This window comes from Nonomuraea sp. NPDC049684, assembly GCF_044465345.1.
In the GTDB taxonomy this organism is placed as follows: Bacteria; Actinomycetota; Actinomycetes; order Streptosporangiales; family Streptosporangiaceae; genus Nonomuraea.
Genome location: NZ_JBITLO010000003.1, coordinates 207,160 through 225,341, shown reverse-complemented (window position 1 = coordinate 225,341; position 18,182 = coordinate 207,160). Strand labels below are relative to the sequence as shown.

The 18,182-nt window shown below is 69.0% G+C and carries 22 protein-coding genes, 1 tRNA gene and 1 pseudogene; 16 read left to right on the top strand and 8 right to left on the bottom strand.

The genetic code is table 11. The annotated features are described in order from the left end of the window. Positions 1–33: 33 nt before the first annotated feature. The gene (locus tag ACIBST_RS11305; RefSeq protein WP_397170943.1) at positions 34–2,307 is read left to right on the top strand and encodes an excinuclease ABC subunit UvrA; all 2,274 of its coding nucleotides are present in this window, start codon (positions 34–36) and stop codon (positions 2,305–2,307) included. Here the strand turns inward: ACIBST_RS11305 and ACIBST_RS11300 are convergent. Then, positions 2,216–2,995, bottom strand: coding sequence for a putative hydro-lyase (locus tag ACIBST_RS11300; protein ID WP_397170942.1), 780 nt, complete (start codon positions 2,993–2,995; stop codon positions 2,216–2,218). The two genes, ACIBST_RS11305 and ACIBST_RS11300, sit on opposite strands and share 92 nt — an antisense overlap. A 252-nt stretch (positions 2,996–3,247) precedes the next feature. Here ACIBST_RS11300 and ACIBST_RS11295 point away from each other — a divergent pair, with 252 nt between their 5' ends. Then, positions 3,248–4,879 (top strand): sodium:solute symporter family protein, encoded by a 1,632-nt coding sequence (locus ACIBST_RS11295; RefSeq protein ID WP_397170941.1) that lies wholly within the window; start codon positions 3,248–3,250, stop codon positions 4,877–4,879. Continuing rightward, positions 4,876–5,043, top strand: a complete 168-nt coding sequence (locus ACIBST_RS11290) for a hypothetical protein (protein WP_352353608.1) — start codon at positions 4,876–4,878, stop codon at positions 5,041–5,043. The genes ACIBST_RS11295 and ACIBST_RS11290 overlap by 4 nt, the downstream gene beginning before the upstream one ends. Positions 5,044–5,131: 88 nt before the next feature. On the opposite strand, the gene ACIBST_RS11285 is transcribed toward ACIBST_RS11290, so the two are convergent. Together ACIBST_RS11285 and ACIBST_RS11280 are read right to left on the bottom strand one after the other, a co-directional pair. Then, entirely contained in the window at positions 5,132–5,371 is a 240-nt protein-coding gene (locus ACIBST_RS11285) for a hypothetical protein (protein WP_397170940.1), read from the bottom strand. Then, the gene (locus tag ACIBST_RS11280) at positions 5,371–5,586 is read right to left on the bottom strand and encodes a DUF6158 family protein (RefSeq protein ID WP_397171642.1); all 216 of its coding nucleotides are present in this window, start codon (positions 5,584–5,586) and stop codon (positions 5,371–5,373) included. Before ACIBST_RS11280 ends, ACIBST_RS11285 begins: the two co-directional genes overlap by 1 nt. Before the next feature lie 105 nt (positions 5,587–5,691). On the opposite strand from ACIBST_RS11280, the gene ACIBST_RS11275 reads away from it, so the two are divergent. Beyond that, positions 5,692–6,624 (top strand): LysR family transcriptional regulator, encoded by a 933-nt coding sequence (locus ACIBST_RS11275; RefSeq protein ID WP_352353612.1) that lies wholly within the window; start codon positions 5,692–5,694, stop codon positions 6,622–6,624. 282 nt (positions 6,625–6,906) lie between these two features. On the opposite strand, the gene ACIBST_RS11270 is transcribed toward ACIBST_RS11275, so the two are convergent. Further along, positions 6,907–7,434 carry a histidine phosphatase family protein gene (locus ACIBST_RS11270; RefSeq protein WP_397170938.1) on the bottom strand — a complete coding sequence of 176 codons (528 nt, stop codon included), beginning with the start codon at positions 7,432–7,434 and terminating at the stop codon, positions 6,907–6,909. A 239-nt stretch (positions 7,435–7,673) separates the two neighbouring features. Here ACIBST_RS11270 and ACIBST_RS11265 point away from each other — a divergent pair. Further along, positions 7,674–7,747, top strand: a tRNA-Ile gene (locus tag ACIBST_RS11265). Between the two features lie 464 nt (positions 7,748–8,211). Here the strand turns inward: ACIBST_RS11265 and ACIBST_RS11260 are convergent. From ACIBST_RS11260 to ACIBST_RS11250, 3 genes and pseudogenes are all read right to left on the bottom strand, one after another. Further along, positions 8,212–8,349: pseudogene (locus ACIBST_RS11260) on the bottom strand (IS701 family transposase); the annotation flags it as partial. A 334-nt stretch (positions 8,350–8,683) separates the two neighbouring features. Continuing rightward, on the bottom strand, positions 8,684–8,866 hold the full coding sequence (locus ACIBST_RS11255; protein WP_397170937.1) for a hypothetical protein: 183 nt from the start codon (positions 8,864–8,866) through the stop codon (positions 8,684–8,686). A 687-nt stretch (positions 8,867–9,553) separates the two neighbouring features. Then, positions 9,554–9,919 carry an STAS domain-containing protein gene (locus tag ACIBST_RS11250; protein WP_358302909.1) on the bottom strand — a complete coding sequence of 122 codons (366 nt, stop codon included), beginning with the start codon at positions 9,917–9,919 and terminating at the stop codon, positions 9,554–9,556. A gap of 350 nt (positions 9,920–10,269) precedes the next feature. Here ACIBST_RS11250 and ACIBST_RS11245 point away from each other — a divergent pair, with 350 nt between their 5' ends. After that, the gene (locus ACIBST_RS11245; protein ID WP_397170936.1) at positions 10,270–10,527 is read left to right on the top strand and encodes a hypothetical protein; all 258 of its coding nucleotides are present in this window, start codon (positions 10,270–10,272) and stop codon (positions 10,525–10,527) included. A 132-nt stretch (positions 10,528–10,659) separates the two neighbouring features. On the opposite strand, the gene ACIBST_RS11240 is transcribed toward ACIBST_RS11245, so the two are convergent. After that, a complete protein-coding gene (locus tag ACIBST_RS11240) occupies positions 10,660–10,953 on the bottom strand; it encodes a hypothetical protein (RefSeq protein WP_397170934.1) in 294 nt (97 codons plus the stop codon). A gap of 336 nt (positions 10,954–11,289) precedes the next feature. Here ACIBST_RS11240 and ACIBST_RS11235 point away from each other — a divergent pair, with 336 nt between their 5' ends. From ACIBST_RS11235 to ACIBST_RS11190, 10 genes are all read left to right on the top strand, one after another. Further along, the gene (locus ACIBST_RS11235) at positions 11,290–11,601 is read left to right on the top strand and encodes a UBP-type zinc finger domain-containing protein (protein ID WP_397170933.1); all 312 of its coding nucleotides are present in this window, start codon (positions 11,290–11,292) and stop codon (positions 11,599–11,601) included. A gap of 19 nt (positions 11,602–11,620) precedes the next feature. Beyond that, on the top strand, positions 11,621–12,610 hold the full coding sequence (locus ACIBST_RS11230; RefSeq protein WP_397170931.1) for an acyl-CoA desaturase: 990 nt from the start codon (positions 11,621–11,623) through the stop codon (positions 12,608–12,610). Between the two features lie 134 nt (positions 12,611–12,744). After that, on the top strand, positions 12,745–12,918 hold the full coding sequence (locus ACIBST_RS11225; RefSeq protein ID WP_397170929.1) for a CsbD family protein: 174 nt from the start codon (positions 12,745–12,747) through the stop codon (positions 12,916–12,918). A gap of 129 nt (positions 12,919–13,047) precedes the next feature. Further along, positions 13,048–13,245 carry a hypothetical protein gene (locus tag ACIBST_RS11220; RefSeq protein WP_358302926.1) on the top strand — a complete coding sequence of 66 codons (198 nt, stop codon included), beginning with the start codon at positions 13,048–13,050 and terminating at the stop codon, positions 13,243–13,245. Between the two features lie 94 nt (positions 13,246–13,339). Continuing rightward, positions 13,340–14,395: a LysR family transcriptional regulator gene (locus ACIBST_RS11215; RefSeq protein WP_397170928.1), complete on the top strand. Its 1,056-nt coding sequence runs from the start codon at positions 13,340–13,342 to the stop codon at positions 14,393–14,395. 140 nt (positions 14,396–14,535) lie between these two features. After that, positions 14,536–15,195 carry a hypothetical protein gene (locus ACIBST_RS11210; protein WP_358302933.1) on the top strand — a complete coding sequence of 220 codons (660 nt, stop codon included), beginning with the start codon at positions 14,536–14,538 and terminating at the stop codon, positions 15,193–15,195. Positions 15,196–15,316: 121 nt separating this feature from the next. Next, positions 15,317–15,559, top strand: a complete 243-nt coding sequence (locus tag ACIBST_RS11205; protein ID WP_397170926.1) for a DUF6328 family protein — start codon at positions 15,317–15,319, stop codon at positions 15,557–15,559. After that, the gene (locus ACIBST_RS11200; RefSeq protein WP_397170924.1) at positions 15,481–16,617 is read left to right on the top strand and encodes an AI-2E family transporter; all 1,137 of its coding nucleotides are present in this window, start codon (positions 15,481–15,483) and stop codon (positions 16,615–16,617) included. Before ACIBST_RS11205 ends, ACIBST_RS11200 begins: the two co-directional genes overlap by 79 nt. 223 nt (positions 16,618–16,840) lie before the next feature. After that, positions 16,841–17,137 carry a GlsB/YeaQ/YmgE family stress response membrane protein gene (locus ACIBST_RS11195; RefSeq protein WP_397170922.1) on the top strand — a complete coding sequence of 99 codons (297 nt, stop codon included), beginning with the start codon at positions 16,841–16,843 and terminating at the stop codon, positions 17,135–17,137. Positions 17,138–17,360: 223 nt separating this feature from the next. Continuing rightward, positions 17,361–18,047, top strand: a complete 687-nt coding sequence (locus ACIBST_RS11190) for a hypothetical protein (protein WP_397170920.1) — start codon at positions 17,361–17,363, stop codon at positions 18,045–18,047. The last annotated feature ends 135 nt before the right edge of the window (positions 18,048–18,182 follow it).

The following is an 18,182-nucleotide window of genomic DNA, read 5'->3' as shown; positions in this document are numbered from 1 at the left end:
TAGGTAGTAGCCAAAGCTATGGGGGTGTGACACGTGTCGCGCGACATCGAGCTGATCGGCCTGCGGCAGAACAATCTCAAGGACGTCTCGCTACGGCTGCCCAAGGAGCGGCTGACGGTGTTCACCGGCGTGTCGGGGTCGGGCAAGTCCTCGATCGTGTTCGGCACCATCGCCACGGAGTCGCAGCGGCAGCTCAACGAGACCTTCAGCGCGTTCGTCAGGAACCGGCTGCCCAAGCACGAGCGGCCGCGCGCCGAGCGCATGTCCGGCCTGACCGCCGCCGTGATCGTGGACCAGAAGCCGGTCGGCGGCGGCGCCCGCTCGACCGTGGGCACGATGACCGAGGTGCACGCGATCCTGCGGGTGCTGTTCTCGCGGCGCGGCGAGCCGTCGGCGGGGCCCGCGACGGCGTACTCGTTCAACGACCCGCAGGGCATGTGCCCGGTCTGCGATGGTCTGGGGAAGAAGGTGGAGGCCGACGTCGGCAAGCTGCTCGACGAGGACCTCTCGCTGAACGAGGGCGCGATCCGCATGGCGCCGCCCGGGTCGTACGTGTGGCAGCTCTACGCCAGGTCGGGGCTGTTCGACCCGGACAAGCCGCTGCGCGACTTCACGGCGCAGGAGCGCGACCTGCTGCTGTACGGCGGCGGCTTCAAGGTCAGCCGGGGCGAGTACACCAACACCTACGAGGGGCTGGTCACCCGGTTCGAGCGGGTCCACCTCAAGCGCGACCTCGACCAGCTCGACAAGGCGGCGGCGCCGTACGTGCGGCAGGCCACGTGCCCGGAGTGCGAGGGCCGGCGGCTCAACGCGGCCGCGCTGGCCTCGCGCATCGACGGCCTGTCCATCGCCGACCACTGCGCGATGGAGGTGACCGACCTCATCGGCGTGCTGGAGGGCCTGGGCGACCCGGTGGCGGAGGCGGCGGTGGAGTCGTTGCGCCGGATCGACGCCATCGGCCTCGGCTACCTCAGCCTCGACCGCGGGACGCCGACGTTGTCGGGCGGCGAGGCGCAGCGGCTCAAGACCGTGCGGAACCTGGGCAGCAGCCTCACCGGCATGACGTACATCTTCGACGAGCCCAGCGTGGGGCTGCACCCGCGCGACGTCCACCGGCTCGGCGACCTGCTGGTCGAGCTGCGCGACAAGGGCAACACGGTGCTGGTCGTCGAGCACGACCGCGACCTGATCGAGCTGGCCGACCACGTGGTGGACATGGGGCCGGGCGCGGGCACGCGGGGCGGCCGGGTGGTGTTCGAGGGCACGGTGGCGGCGCTGACGTCCGGCGGCACGCTGACCGGCCGCATGCTGCGGCGGGTCACCGGGCTCAAGGACGCCGTGCGCGCCCCGGCCGGCTGGCTGACCGTCGAGGGCGCGAACGCCCACAACCTCAAGGACGTCACCGTACGCGTGCCGCTCGGCGTGCTCACCGCGGTCACCGGCGTGGCCGGGTCGGGCAAGAGCACGCTGATGCGCCAGGAACTGGTCGCCCGGCATCCGCACGTGGTGCTCATCGACCAGTCGGCCATCGGCGGCTCGCCGCGCTCGACCCCGGCGACGTACCTCGACGCCATGGACCCGCTGCGCAGGCTGTTCGCCCGGGCGAACGGGGTGCGGCCGGGCATGTTCAGCTTCAACTCGGCGGGGGCGTGCCCGGTGTGCAAGGGGCGCGGCGAGATCAGGACGGACCTGGCGTTCATGGACCCGGTGACCCGGGTGTGCGACGCGTGCGGGGGCAGCCGGTACAGCGAGCAGGCGCTGTCGTACACGGTGGAGGGCCGCACGATCGCGGACGTGCTGGCGATGACGGCCGAGGAGGCCGCCGGCCTGTTCGACCTGCCGGGCATCGGCGGGCTCGGCGCGCTGGGGCTCGGCTACCTGACGCTCGGGCAGCCGCTCAGCACGCTGTCCGGCGGGGAGCGGCAGCGTCTCAAGCTGGCGCACCGGATGCGCGAGCGCGGCCAGGTGTACGTCTTCGACGAGCCGACGACCGGGCTGCACATGGCCGACGTGGACACGCTGCTGGCCCTGCTCGACCGGCTGGTGGACGGCGGCGACACGGTCATCGTCGTCGAGCACGACCTCGACGTGGTCAAGCACGCCGACTGGGTCATCGACCTCGGCCCCGAGGCGGGCCGGCACGGCGGTGAGGTCATCTTCGAGGGCACCCCGGCCCAACTGACCGAAGCATCCACCTATACCGCGAAATATCTGGTCAAGTCACTCGATAGTCGTCGTCCCGGACGTCCAGCACGGCCATGTGACCGGGAAGATGACCGATCGCGTACTCCACGCCGCTCGCCATGACCGCCGCCTGCGGCGTCACCCCGCAGGCCCAGAACAGCGGCACGTCCCCCGGCCGGAGCTCCACCGGTTCACCGAAGTCGGGACGCCCCAGGTCGAGCACGCCGATCGCGGCCGGGTCGCCCACGTGCACGGGCGCGCCGTGCACCCGCGGATACCTGCCGCTCACCTCGACGGCCTTCGGCACCAGCTCCTCCGGGACCGGCCGCATCGAGACGACCAGCGGGCCCGACAGCGAGGCGGTGGACTCGCACGGCACGTTCGTGCGGTACATCGGCACGTTCCTGCCCTGCTCCAGGTGCCGTACCGGGACGCCGGCGGCCAGCAGCGCCGCCTCGAAGGTGAAGCTGCAGCCGATGAGGAACGGCACGAGGTCGGCCCGCCACTGCCCGGTCACCTCGTCCAGGTCGGCCACGGGCTCGCCGTCGCGGTAGAGGCGGTAGCCGGGCAGGTCGGTACGCAGGTCGCCGCGGAACAGGGCGGTCGACCAGGCGCCCGGCTCGCCCACGTCCAGCACGGGGCAGGCCTGGGGGTTGCGGTGGGCGAACAGCAGCAGCTCGTACCGCAGGGCGGCGGGCACGGCGATCAGGTTGGCCTGCGTCCAGCCGCGGCACCAGCCCGCGGTGGGCACCCGTTCGCCGACGCGGAAGCGGGCCCGCGCCTGCGCGGGGGTCAAGGTGGCGACGTCCACCTCTCGACACTATGGCGACCAGCCCACGGGGTCCACAAAGCAACCCACCACGTACCCCCACACCCCCACCACACGAGCACTCCACACCAGCCGCACCCCCAGACCACCGGACCACAGCGAGCACCGCACCCCCGGACCACAGCGAGCACTCCACACCGCCTGCACCACCCCACCCCCATCACGATCCGGTCCGGGGCCGCACCCCACCCGCGTGTGCGGCTATAGCGGGGTTTTCCGGGTAGCGGGCCGGTTGTGCGATTAGACGTCAACCTCCTCGACTACCTGCTCATCGCGGTCTACTTCGCCACCGTGCTCGCCATCGGGATCGCCGCCCGCCGCCGGATCAGCTCCAGCCTCGACTTCTTCCTCGCGGGCCGCGGACTGCCCGCCTGGATCACCGGGCTGGCGTTCGTGTCGGCCAACCTGGGCGCGATCGAGATCCTCGGCATGGCGGCCAACGGCGCCCAGTACGGCGCGATGACCGTGCACTACTACTGGATCGGCGCCGTCCCCGCGATGGTGTTCCTCGGCATCGTGATGATGCCCTTCTACTACCGCTCGAAGGTGCGCAGCGTCCCGGAGTTCCTGCGCAGGCGCTTCAACGGCGCCACCCAGCTGCTGAACGCGCTCATGTTCGCGGTCGCGCAGATCCTCATCGCCGGGGTGAACCTGTACGCGCTCGCCCTGGTCATGGAGGCCCTGCTGGGCTGGCCGCTGCCGGTGTCGGTGGTGGTCTCGGCGCTGATCGTGCTCTCCTACATCACGCTCGGCGGCCTGTCCTCGGCCATCTACAACGAGGTGCTGCAGTTCTTCGTGATCCTCGCCGGGCTGATCCCGCTGACCGTGCTCGGCCTGGTCAAGGTCGGCGGCGTGGCCGGGCTGTTCGACAAGGTACGGCAGAGCGCGCTCGGCGAGGGCGGCCTGCACACCTGGGCCGGGACCGACGGCTCCAACCCGATGCAGGCCCACTGGATCGGGATCGTCTTCGGGCTGGGCTTCGTGCTCTCCTTCGGCTACTGGACGACGAACTTCGCCGAGGTGCAGCGCGCCCTGTCGGCCAGGAACACCAACGCGGCCCGCATGACGCCGATCATCGCCGCCTTCCCCAAGCTGTTGATCCCGCTGGTCACGGTGCTGCCGGGGATGATCGCGCTGGTGCTCTTCGGCGACCTGGGCAAGGGCCGGGACTACAACGACGCGATCCCCCTGCTCATGCGCGACCTGCTGCCGAACGGCGTGCTCGGCGTCGCGGTGACCGGGCTGCTGGCCTCGTTCATGGCGGGGATGGCGGCCAACATCAGCGGCTTCAACACGGTGTTCACCAACGACATCTGGCAGGCGCACGTACGGCCCGACCGGCCGGACCGCCACTACCTGAACGTCGGGCGCGTCGCCACCGTCGCCGGCGTGGCGCTCGGCGTGGGCACGGCGTTCATCGCGGCCGGCTACTCCAACATCATGAACTACCTTCAGGCGCTGTTCAGCTTCTTCAACGCGCCGCTGTTCGCGACGTTCGTCGTCGGGCTGTTCTGGCGGCGGATGACGCCGTGGGCCGGCTTCTGGGGGCTGCTGGCGGGGACGCTGAGCGCCTTCGCGTCGTACTTCGCCTACAAGGCCGGCGTGGTGGACTTCGGCACCGAGCTGAACGCCAGCTTCTGGGGCGCGGGCATCGCCTTCGCCGTGGACGTGCTGGTGTCGGTGATCGTCACGCTCGTCACCACGCCCAAGCCGGAGCGGGAGCTGCGCGGCCTGGTGTACGGCCTGAGCGCCGCGGACCTGGAGGACGACGCCCTCGCCGGCGACACACGCTGGTACCGCTCGCCGGTGCTGCTCGGCACCGGCGCCGTGATCCTGGCCGCCCTGTTGTACGGAGTGATCCTGTGAGCGACATCCGGATGGTGATCGGCGGGCTGTTCCTGCTGTACGGCGTGATCCTCGTCGTGGCCGGCCTGCTGGGGGACGCGGTGAACCTGTGGACGGGCCTGCCGATGGCCGTCTTCGGCGCCGCCTTCGTCCTGTGGGCCCGCCTCCGCCCCCTCAAGCCCTGACCGCACCGCATTCGCCGTACCCGCGGGGCCCGCAGGCCGTACGCCCGGCCTGCGGGCTCCCCATCCGTCCGGAGGGCTGCGCGTCCGTTCAGTACTCGACCTCGAAGGTGTGGGGGCCGAGGCCGTACCCGTCGCCCCGCGGGACGACGTACCCCCGGCCCGCGAGGACGGCCAGGCTGTCGCGCACCTCGTCGTCCTCCAGGCCGGTCGCCCGGATCACCGCCTCCAGGCCGGCCACGCCGCCGGACCCGACCACCTGCGAGGCCACCGCCTCGTAGACGTGGATGTCGACGTCCGACAGCTCCTGCACGTCATGCCCCTCGGACATCAACGTTGCCTCGCCCCCTCCCTCAGCCTGGCCGGATCGACCTCGCGGTCGGGGAACCTGCGAAGGTATTCCGCCTCTAGCTCATGGGTACGGGAAGTGTGACGTGCCAGAGCATCGTCTGATCCATGGAAGAATGTGTCACTACGAGTGGCATGGAGTTGCCGCAGCTCGCGTACCACATCCTCGTCGCTGAGCTGGGCCGGATCTATTCCCATCGTCGTCATGGGTTCCCCCTACCCCAGACACCCCCGACAATATCTGTCACAATTCCTGACATATAGCCATTGTTTGGGAGCGATTCGTCGCCTTACCTTCCCGGTATGGACCTCGAGCTCAGGCACCTCAGGATCGTCCGCGCGGTAGCGGACGCGGGAAGTGTGAGCAAGGCCGCGTCCCTGCTCGGGCTGGCACAGCCGGCCCTCACCGCCCAGCTCAAACGGATCGAGAGGGTGCTCGGCGGCGCCCTGTTCGAACGTGACCGCCACGGGGCGCGCCCCACGCGGCTCGGCGAGCTGGTGCTCGCCCGGGCGCGCGTGCTGCTCCCCGCGGCCAAGGAATTGCAGGACGAGGCCGTACGATTCGCCCACACTCCCTCCCCCGGCTTCCGCATCGGCGCCACCAACGGCCCGATACTCGGCGGCCTGGTCGACCGGCTGGCCGCGGAGCGCACGGTCACCACGTTCACGTCGTGGTCAACGCACGAGCTGATCAACATGGTCGAGCTCGGCCGCCTCGACTACGTGCTGACCGGCGCCTGCGGCGACTCCGGCACCCCCACAGGAACGCTCCTGTGGGAGACGATCAGCGTCGACCCGGTCTTCGCCCTCGTCGGCGAGGACCATCCGCTCGCCAAGGAGAAGGAGGTGGAGCTGGCCGACCTGGCCGGCGAACAATGGGCCGTCACCCCCGGCGACGGCTGCTTCGCCGACTGCTTCGCCATGGCGTGCGCCCGAGCCGGCTTCACCCCCGGAACGATCTACGAGACGGACGTCCCGACCTGCACCCACCTCGCCCAGGTGGGCCGCGCCGTGGTGCTCTGCCAGGCGACCCACCAGGCCCTGCCGGGCCTGGCCATGGTCCCGCTCTCCGGCGCGCCCCTGCGCTGGCGGCAGCTCCTCGGCCGCCATCCCACCGCCCCCGACGCCACCTGGGTGGTCGCCCAGGCCAAACAGGCACACACCGAGGCCGTACGCCGCAGTCCGGTCTACTCCGATTGGCTCGTACGCAACCCGGCGTACGGCACCGCGCCATAACACCCTGATAGGAGTGAAGTAATAACTCCTCGCCCCCTGGGCCCGCCGTTACCGTGACGGCACCCCCAGCGGCGGGAGACAACCCAGCTCCACCCGCCGGCGCTGATCGCGAACGCGGTCGGCGCATCAGCCATGTCCGGCCCCCACCGCCACCACCATATGTCCGGCCCCGACCGCCACCACCATCCGGGGCCCCACCCCACCCTGACCCGCCACCCGCCTCCAGGCAAGGTGCCAGGACCTCGAACCCCAAGGTGCCATGCCACCTCGAACCCCAAGGTGCTATGCCACCTCGTACTCCCACCCGGGCCGCCACTCGAACGGCGCGTCCACCAGGTCCTCAAGCGGAGTGCCGTCCAGCAGGTGCTGCAACGCCCACCGAGTGGCCGAATGGGACACCACCAGCACCGTGGCCCCCTGCCACTCCTCCCGCAGATCGTCGAGGAACGCCGCCGTCGCCGCCACGACCTGCCGATAGCTCTGCCCGCCCGGCCACGGCGTGTCGATGTGCCGCCGACGCAGGGCCGCGACCTCGCTCACCGGCCGCCCGTTGTAACGGCCGTAGTCGCACTCCCTGAGCCGCGCGTCGAGCCTGACCTCCTTCCCACCCCCGAACGCCACCTCCACCGTCTCGACCGCCCGCCGCAGATCCGAGCAGTGGACGACGTCCACCCCCCGCCTCCGCACCCCGAGCTCGGCGGCCAGCTCCCGCCCCCGCTCGGACAACTCTCCAGGCAGCCACCCGGTGGCGACACCGACCTCGTTGTCCACAGTGATGGAGTGCGTCTCGTACACCACCTTGATCGCCATATCGGCACCGTACCTCTGCCCCCAACCCCTCCCATTCCGCCCACAGCAAACACAACCCCCAACCGAGACCCGAATATGATCGACACGACCCCACCAACCTTGCCCGGCATGGAATGATGTCCGCGGGACCCCGTCCCCATCCGGCCGTGCGGCACTCCCGGATCCGATGCTCTAGCCTTGACATGCGCGAGCCTCACCAAGATCCACCTGCCACACACCGCATGTCACAACTGAATCCAGGGGCGGTAGCTCAGCCGGTCAGAGCATCGGACTCATAATCCGTGGGTCGTGGGTTCAAGTCCCACCCGCCCTACTCTTCAATACCGCGTTCGACCTGGGGTTTCTCGGTTTTTCGCCGGCCTCGGATCTCGTTTTTGATCATGGCTGGTTGCTCGGTGGTTGCTCTTGTGTACGGACCGTGTAATACGGTAGATCATTTAGACCGCCATCGTCAGCTCAGACCCCAGCGACAGTCACCAGAAGATCAAGCCAGATGGTCTGCACGGCGTTGCTGGTCAGCGCTGGTCTTATGTGCGGTCAAGCCTTGTCCAAGCCGGCTCGTCCTGCCCACCAGGCCGCTCGTGACCAGCAGGTAAAAGATCCGCTGCTTCTCGCGGCGATCCTCTCGGCCCCATTTACAGCACGGGCTAGTAGTGCTTTGTTAGGTCTGCTTATGCCTGCTGCGGCGTGACGGTTACAGCCTTCGATGGCAGGTAGGGCATGCGCCGGTCCAGGTCGCGAGTAGCAGTTGCAACTCGCGGATGACCTTGTAGAGGGTCAGACCGGCGCAGCCGCTTTTGGGTCGAGTCGCAGCATGGTGATGAACAGGTGTGCGGCGGTGACGAGGGTGACGTGGCGGTGCCAGCCGGTCCAGGATCGGCCTTCGAAATGGTCCAGCCCCAGGCCGGTCTTCATTGCCGTGCCCCGGCCGGGGGCCCCAGTCGGCCCGCACAGGCCCGTCATGGGGCCGCAGCGAGGATGTTCGGGGCCACCGGATGCCCCGGGGCGGTCGGTATCGACGCCCACCTCCGTTGCCCATGTCAAGCGATATCCGCTGGTCACATTCCGGCCCACGCCCCGGCAGAGCCTGAGGCGTACTGCTGCCTGCCTCGGTCGCAGGACGCCGGCCTCGCGCGGAGGGCCCTTTTAATCCGTCGGTTCCGGGTTCGAGCCCCGGGCGCCCTACCACTCCGACCTGGGGTTTCTCGTCTGTGCAAGATCCTGATTCTTGATCTGGGTCATGTTTGGGTCACGTCTGGGGCAACCGGATTCTTCGGACTTTTCTGGCGGTCGTGCGCGCCGTCGTCAGCACCAGCCGGGCCGTTGCCTCCGCCGCCTCGTGGTACAGCTCCGGCAGCACGGACGTGTAGGTGTCCGCGGTCAGCACGATGCTGGCGTGCCCGAGTTGCCCCTGAACGGTACGCACATCCACTTGCGCAGCCAGCGCGGTCGAGGCGGCTCCATGACGGAGGTCGTGGAGCCGCACCGGCGTTCGGCGCCTATGGACAGACCAAGCTGGCCAACCTGCTGTTCACCCGCGAACTGCAGCGCCGCCTGAACAGGGCCGGCTCACCGATCCTGGCCACGGCAGCGCATCCCGGCTGGGCAGCCACCGGATTCACCATGACCACCGGCCGGCGGATTTCTGACCACGCCCTCGCCCTGGGAACGCGGCTCCTGGCCCAAAGCCCCGAAGGCGGGGCCCGGCCGACCCTGCTGGCTACCGTCGGCGACGTCCCCGGCGCCAGCTTCTCCGGACCCAGCCGGTTCGGCGTACGCGGCCCTGCCGCCCTCGAAGAATTGTCCGGCGAAGCACTCGACGATGACGCCGCGCAAAGCTCTGGGAGGTTTCCGAACTCCTCACTCATGTCACGTTCCCCTGCCCGCCGCCTGAGCAGTAGATCCCGCCGCAGCAGCCCCGGCCACGATCCGCTGAGGGCAAGGCGTGGCCCGGGCGGCCAGGCCGAGGACGGTGTCCGGGATTGGGTTCGGGCTGGACGCCAACCACGACACCCAGCCCGGCGGCGTCGCAGAACGACACCTTGGACAGGTCGGCAACGGGCGGACGACGGTGGCGGGGATGGGCCACAGACCTGCCCGGTGCGGCGATCGAGGGCCGTCATGAGGTGCTCCGATCCTGCAGGCGAAGACCGGCCTTCGGATGCCAGCCGGTGAGCTGGAGCAGGCGTCGCACCTGCGGAGAGGGCGAGCGTAACGTCAGAACCTGGCCGTCGCGCATGCCGGCGGCGGGGGTGACCAACGCGCGCAGCCCGCCGACGTCGCAGAACACCAGGCCGCTCAGATCGACGCAGAAGCTGCCACCTCTCGCCATCGAGGCCAGTGCCCTGGTCAGGACAGGCAGGGTGGCGTAGTCGAGCTCGCCTTCGATCCGCAGGCCCGTGGAATCGACGAGCGGCGTGATACGCAAGAGCGGATCGGCGACCGTGTCAGGCGTGCGGATGCCGGCTGTGTCCGCGGTGTCCATGCTGACTCCTACGGGCGGGGAGTACGGAATAAGGTGGCCGCGCGTGTGAGGTAGCCATGAACACGTGGTGCGGGAGCCGGCGTGAGTGGAGCAGTCCGGTGCGATGTACTGATCATCCCGTGGGCTCGGCCCAGTGGATAGCGGCAATCTGCCTCACGCTCATTATCAGCCGTGATCACCGGGGGTCGGCGCGCGCGTGGTGACGCGATGGGTTTGACGGCCGCACCGCTCGTGGCGTCTCATGGGGAACCACTGGGGCGCTCTCCCGTTGTCCTCGGCCGGCAGATGGAGCAGGCCGGCCGGCGGCACCGGATCGCACTCGGAGCTCAAGGACGGCATGGTGACTTGCATTGACCGCTCAACCTGCGCAGCCGCCGGGTCCGAACGACGGCGTGGATCAGGCCCTGGCCGACGTCTTGACGGCGATCGGCACGGCCTCGCTCGCCCTCGCCGTCCAGCGTGCGACGAACATGGCCTGCCATGGTGACCGGCGGCGGCTGGCCGTCTGCCTCGACGCGATGGGGCCCGGCCGGCTCGCCGAGGTGGCCGCCGCCGCCCGGTTGCTGGGCGCCGCGGCCGAGCAGGCGCTCGCCAGGAGGAATCCGTAGCGGTCGGCCGGTGCCGGCCCCTTCACGTCTCGCGCGACGATGGGCCGACACAAAAAAGCCCCGCGCCATGACGCGAGAATGTTCTCGCACGCCACAGCACAGGTTGAGCTTTTCGCGATGTTCAGCCGGTGATCAGCTCTTGTCGCGAATCACATCGTAGTCGGAGAACTTGATCGGACCGTCGCACAGTTTGACCATGTGCGCGTTGAACCGGTCGGTTTCCGGCAGCTTGCTGTTACGCTGGGCCTCCTCGTAGGAGGAGAATTCGACGAGGGCCACGTAGTGGTCGGGACGGTCGTGGTGCTTCGCCACGACCTCGCGCTTCACATGGCGCTTTCCTTCGGTCTGCGTCCGCCACTCGTTCATGAGCGACTCGACTTCCGTGGCGTGTTTGGTACTGAATTCGAGAATCTGTACGAAGCTCATGAGAGCCTCCCCTTTTCCTTGCTTGCATTCCTCATTCAATACCAACCCGAAATAAATAGCAAGGAAATTTCAAACAAACGTGCGAAATCCGCTCTCGGCATGAGGCGACGGAAGGCCCGCACCGGGGAATATCCACCCGATTTCATGGTCCGGCGGTTCTCTACGTGACGATCCGCATGATCCGGTGGCGTCTCATAAAATCGCCCGCAGGCCCGCTATCGCCGCAGCTGATGAGACTGACTGGGATCGCGACTTTCCGCCGAGGCGGCTGAGCACGTTGACTGGCACGTGACCAGCCGGCGCACCTTGCGTCGCTGTCACCGTGAGGGGGTCGTCATGACCCTGGACGCACAAGGAATGGCCGCGACCGACCGCGTGGACATGAACGGTCAGGCCCCGCGCTGCGATCACATCCACCAGCTCCCCCAAGCGCGGTACGGACCGCCCGAATGCCAGGAATGTCTGGCCCTCGACCAGACCTGGACGCGCCTGCTGGTGTGCCTGACCTGCGGCTGGGTGGCCTGTTCCGACGATTCGCAGGGCGGCCACGCCAAGGCCCACTACCAGGAGACCGACCACCCGGTGGCCGCCGCCCTGGCACCGAGGTCGACCTGGCGCTGGTGCTACGTGCACCGGCGGACCGTATAGATGAGAAAAAGGCTGCTTCATGACTGTTTCCGAACGACCGGTGCAACACCGGCAGGACTACGACGGAACCTCGCCCTTCCCCGGGGCCGGCGAGCACGTGCCGGCCGGGCGGGCGCAGACCACGCTGACCGGGGCGATCGTGATCGCGCCGTTCGCCGCGCTCGGCGCGGTGATCTACCTGGCGTGGGGGCATGGGGTCGCGCTCACCGACGTGCTCCTGGCCGCCGCCTTCTACGTGGTGACCGGTCTGGGGGTGACGATCGGCTTCCATCGGCTGCTCACCCACGCCTCCTTCACCGCCCGGCCCTGGCTGCGCGTGAGCCTGGCGGTCGCCGGGTCGATGGGCTTCCAGGGCAACGTGATCGACTGGGTGGCGGTGCACCGCCGCCATCACGCCTTCACCGACCGGCCCGGCGATCCCCATTCGCCCTACCGGTACGGAACCAGCCTGCGCGGGCAGCTTCGGGGGCTTGCCCACGCCCACCTGGGCTGGCTGTTCACCGACGACCAGACTCCGGCCGGGCGTTACGCCCCTGACCTGCTGGCCGATCCGGCCATGACCCGCGTGGCCCGCGCCTTCCCCGCGCTGTGCGGGCTGTCGCTGGCGCTGCCGTTCGCAGCGGGCTGGGCGATCACCGGCACTCTGTACGGCGGCGTGACCGCCTTCCTGTGGGCCGGGCTCATCCGGATCGCGCTGCTCCAGCACGTCACCTGGAGTGTCAACTCGCTGTGCCACCTCATCGGCAGCCGGCCCTTCAAGACCCGCGATCACGACCGGGCGACGAACTTGTGGCCGCTGGCCCTGTTGTCGTTCGGTGAGAGCTGGCACAACGGCCATCACAGCGAGCCGACCTGCGCCCGCCACGGTCTCGACCGCGGCCAGATCGACCCGTCCAGCGGGGTGATCCGCCTGTTCGAACGGTTCGGCTGGGCGAGCAACGTGCACTGGCCTGATCCCGAACGTCTCCGGCGCCGCCGTACCGGCCCGCTCTCACCGGCCGGACACTGACACCGGATGCCCCCACCGCTCATCAGTTCCTGTGATAACCGGCGCGGCCATTGCTCGTTTCCCCCTCGCAAGCCGGGACAGACACTGAGGCTCCAAGCCGCCTGACCGCGGCGGAGCAGCGAAGGAAGATCACAATGAGTTTACGTTGGGAAATCAGCAACAAGGTCCAGGCCTTCAAAGGCTGGGCCAGGCAACGCTTCGGCCGCGTCACCGACAACCGGCATCAGCAGGCCGCAGGCAAGAGGGACCAGGCCGCAGGCAATCTGAAGCAGGCCGGTGACAAGGCCAGGAACGCCTTCAAACGCTGATCCCCGCTTCGACGAACCGCCCGGTGGGTCCCAGGTCCCGGATCGGGATCCCGTCCGGACGCGGGCGAACTCGTCAACGGTCCCATCGTCTCCGCCAGCCTCGCAGGCACGAAGATGGAGGCAGAACCGATGCGCGTCGCATCATTGGTGCTGATCCTGTGGCTGATCGTCGGTGCCGTCGCCGCAGGCCAGCGCAAGTACTACACGGCACCGGTGGAGAACTGCAACCAGGTGGCCACGATCGCGGTGACGATCCTGGCCGGCCCCCTCAACTACCTCGGCATGAACCCGAAGATCGACTGCCAGACGCCTCAGCCCAGCAAGTAGGGCCTCGCCTCCAGAAGTTGACATACCCACGAGGAACCTAGAGTGGGAGACCACGGGCGCATCGGCACCGCCTGGGAGAGGAAGGGTGTCGGGCATGGAGTTACGGCAGTTGCGCTATTTCGTGACGCTGGCCGAAGAGCTGCACTTCGGCCGCGCCGCCGCCCGCGAGCACATCGTGCAGTCGGCGCTGAGCCAGCAGGTCCAGCGGCTGGAACGCGAGCTCGGCGTGCGGCTCCTGGACCGCAGCACCCACCACGTCGACCTGACCTCCGCCGGAGCCGCCTTCCTCATCGAAGCCCGCCAGATCCTCCACCATGTCAGCCGGGCCACGCAGGCCGCGCGCAACGCCGCCGCGTCCGCGCCCACGCTGCGCGTCGGCATCATCGACGCCGGCTACGACACCATGCCGCAGATCCTGCGCGCACTCCAGGACAACCGTCCCGGCATCACGATCCACCAGATCGAAGCGGGCACCCCCGAGCAGTACCGGCAACTGGCCGACGGCCGCCTCGACATCGCCATCGGACACGCCTCCCGGACCCCGGCCGACGTGGCCTCCAAACTCGTCAGGCTCGATCCCCTCGGCGTGCTGGTCCCCGACGACCACCGCTTCGCCGACCTCGACGGCGTACCCGTCGCCGCCCTCGCCGACGAGCTGCTCCTGCTCGGCGAGGAATCGCAGACGCCGGAGCTCAACCAGTTCGTCCTCGCGCTGTGCCGCTCGGCCGGGTTCGAGCCCGCTCTCTACGAAGGCACCGTCGAGAGCTCCCGGGCCGCCGCCGACCTCGTACTCCAGCACCGCTGCGTGCACTGCGTCCCCTCCTCCTTCCGCTCCTCCAACCGGCCCGGCACCACCTGGCGGCCCCTGACCGACCCCACCACGTACTACCCCTGGTCCCTGCTGTGGCACGACGCCAACCCCTCCCCGCACATCGCCGACGTCATTGACACCGCCCGCCACCTGGCCGAACGACTCGACTGGCTCGAACCCGTCGCTCCGGCCACCGAACCGCCGTCCGGCGAAGACGCGCCAGGTCGGAGCGCATCCTGCTCCCCCAGCAGGCCATCGACCTCGGCCTCGCGCACCAAACCGTACGACGCTGGTAAGCGCGCCCCACCGACGCCGCCACCGGGCCGTGAGCTCAAGTGATCGCGGGGGTAGCGGTGATCAGCTCCCGCGATGAGCTTTGCTGCGAACGCCCCTGTCCGTCTCCGGACAGGTGGCGTTGACTGGCGGTATCCGGTCACCTGTCCTAAGGCGGGACGCCGGCGATCGGAACGGAGGCGATCATGTCCGCCGAGGCCGTCATGTGGGTGGCTCTCATCGTGGGGGTGATGGTCATGGTTCCGGCCATCGGCTTCTTCTTGCTGCGCAGGCGTCGGGGTCGCCTTCGCGAGCGATTCGGCCCCGGTTACGAGCGCATGGCCGCCGCGGCGGGCGATCGGCGGGCGGCCGAGCGTGAGCTGCGAGCCCGCCGGACGCGATCAGGGCCACTCGACGTACAGCCGCTCGATCCCGAGGCGCGCCGCGGCTACGCCGGCCGGTGGGCAGCGGTGCAGGAGCGTTTCGTGAACGAGCCGAGTCCCGCGGTCTGCGAGGCAGATCTGCTGGTGCGGGCCGTCATGGCCAAGCGCGGATACAGCACCGAGGACTTCGCCCAGCAGGTCTCCGACTTGTCGCTGCGCCACAGCCGCACCTTGGTGCGCTACCGTCAAGCCCACGAGATCAGCGGGCGCGCCGGGGACGGGTGGGTGTCGATCCACGAACTGCGGCAGGCCATGACGCACTATCGCGCCTTGTTCGACGACCTCATCGGCGGCGACCAGCGGCCCCTCGGAGCTCAGGCCGCCGCCGCGCTGGCACCCTTGACCCGCCCATCTGGAGCTGCAGGTTCCGCCGGTAAGGTCACGGGCGCCCAACAGGTCGCGAACCGGAACCATGATCGATGAGTCCATGACGTGGTCGTCATACCATGGAAACTCAGGGTAGTGCCCGACCGATGGCGCTGCCTCACCAGGAGAGACGAAGCCGCCTTTTCACCGATGACGGATCCTCTGCCCGGACGCCAAGGTGGACTCCTCGGGCCACTGGCTGTTCTTCATCGCGTTGACCGGGGCAGCCACCACTTCGCTCTGTTTCATCACGCCCGCCGTTCGGCGCCGGCTGCTGTTTCGTACGGGGCTGAAGGAGAAGATCGTGCACCGCGCCAACGAACGGCGGGAAGGTTGCCCTACATGGATTCACCTCAGGAGCGCCTGTCGAGATTGGTGCCCCCGATCCTGGCGAAGATCGCCGCGTGGTGCGCGTGCCTGATCGTCATCGGCATCGTGGCCAACTTCGTCCTCGGCTTCGTGGCGACGATGCGCATCCTCGCCCTGCCGGTGGCGGTCGCCCTGCTGCTGACCGCGCTGCTGTTCCCGCTCACCCGACACCTGCGCGCGTCGGGGCTGCGGTCGATCCACGCCACCTGGATCACCATGCTCGTCGCCCTCGCCGTGCTGAGCGGGACGGGCTGGATCATCGGCGTACGGGCCAACGAGGAGTTCCCCGGCCTGGTGACACAGGTCAGGCAGACGGCCAAGACGGTGGAGAACTGGCTCTACACCGGCCCTCTGCACCTGGAGCCCCTCCAGCTCAGCGGCTGGGTGGACGAGATCGCCAAGCTGGTCACCGAACGGCAGCAGCAGATCACCTCGACCGTTCTGGCAGGGACCGTGGTGGTGGTGGAGGTGCTGGCCTCGATCGTGCTCCTGCTGTTCGTGACGTTCTTCCTGCTCAAGGACGGTGACCAGATCTGGTCCTGGTTCCTCAAGGGGGTCGGCCGGATGGCGCCACGGGTCGACCGGGCCGGCCGGACCGCCTGGACCACGCTGTCGCACTACGTGCAAGGCACGGTGGCCGTGGCCGCGGTGCACGGCGTGCTCATGGGCGTGGTGCTGGCCGTCATGGGCGTCCCGCTGTGGGCGGCACTGGCCGTACTGATCTTCCTGGCCAGCTTCGTCCCGATCGTCGGCATCCTCTTCGCCGGCGCGGTCGCGACGCTGGTCACGCTCGGCGCGAAGGGCCCCATCTACGCACTGATCTTCATCGGCATCCTCATCGTCGAGCAACAACTGGAGAACCACGTGCTCCAACCGCTGATCGTCGGCCGGGTGCTGCACTTCCACCCCCTGGCGATCATCATCGTGCTGGCCGTCGGCGGCATCCTGGCCGGGATCGCCGGCGCGGTCGTGGCCGTCCCGATCACCGCCATCCTCTACCGGGCCGTGCCCGAACTCTTCAAGAGCGACCCGATCCCCCTCCCCCCAGGGCCGGCGCCCGGCGAAGGTGCACCAGCGGCCACCAGCAGCCGCGGCGACGAGGCGGTCTGACGCGCCGGCCTCACCGCTGGTCGTGCCGTACAACCCCTCTTCTTCCTGGTGATCGGTCCTGAAGATGGCCCCTTCGCCGTTCGCTTGTTTCCGCCCCTTCCGCGCGGGTGTTGGCTCAGGGTGAGTTCGACCGTAGCCGCCGGCAACCGGCCGGCCCCCTGCTTCGACCGGTCCGGAAGACCGATCCCGCAGACATCGAGGCACCGCCCTAGGGAGAACGGCCATGGGCATCATCGCTTGGACCATCCTCGGACTGGTCGCCGGACTACTGGCCAGAGTGCTGGTCCCCGGCAAGGACCAGCAAGGTCTGATCATCACTCTCGTGCTCGGCATCGCCGGCGCGCTGCTGGGCGGCTTCGTGGCGACCCAGGTGTTCCACGTCTCCGGCATTCAGGGCTTCTTCAACCTGTCCACCTGGGTCTGCGCCGTCGTCGGCGCGGCAGTGCTGCTGCTCGCCTACAACCTGGTCACCGGCCGGCGCACTGGCCGAGGTTCAGGCCGCTGGGCCGGCCGCCGATGACCCCGTCCAGCCCGCCCCCGGAGCTCGCGTTCCCGCCACAGAGGAGGTGAGGTGCAGGGGGAAGCGCCGGGGCCGTACCGCAGATCGCATCCGATCCGAGCCGTGCGGTAGGGCCCTGCGTTCCGGCGGGTGGCCCGTGACCGTCGATCCACATCCCGGCCGCTGCCTCTGCCCGTGCTCACCAGCCGTGTGCGAAAGGCATCGACATCTGCAGGAGGCAGACATGACCATCGTTACCATCCTCTGGGTGGCCGTCGCCGTGGCGGTGATCCTGGCACTGGCCATCGGCTACGTCTTGCTACGCCGCCGCCGGGAAGGGCCGCGCCGGCGCTTCGGCCCCGAATACGAACACGCCCTGAACGAACAGGACAGTCGTGGAGAGGCCGAGCAGGAGCTGCGTGCCCAGGAGAAACGCTTCGCCACCCTCGACATCATCCCGCTCACCCCCGCCTCCCGGCAGACCTACGCGGAGCGCTGGACCCGGCTGCAAGAGCGGTTCGTGGACGTGCCGGGTCCCGCCGTCACCGAGGCCGACCAGCTGGTCACGGCCGCGATGGCCGAACGCGGCTACCCCACCGGGGGCTTCCGGCAGCAGCTGGCGGACCTGTCGGTGGTGCACGGCCGCACCCTTCACCATTACCGGCAAGCCCACCGGATCAGCGGGCGCGCCGCCTCCGGCGACGCCTCCACCGAGGACCTGGGGCAGGCCATGGTGCACTACCGCGTGCTGTTCGAGGAACTCCTCGCCAACGACGACGAGCACCGCCCGCAACCAGCCGCAACCCCCCCACGAGCAACCAGCACTCGCCGACGAGCAGGCGAGCCGCTGACCAAGCGACTGGCCGCGTCTGGAGGTCACGATGAGGGTGAGGAGCGGCGTCAAGTCCGCGAGCCGCGAGGCGCCCACTGATGGGTCTGCCTGGTGTGCGGGGACCCAACGCGTGGTGATCGCTTCTGGAGATGGATCCATTCCGAATCGCCTGTGTCTGTACCGCGCCCGTGGGTGTGCTCTGGAGGTGAAAGCGTTCGACCCCGGCCGCGGCGA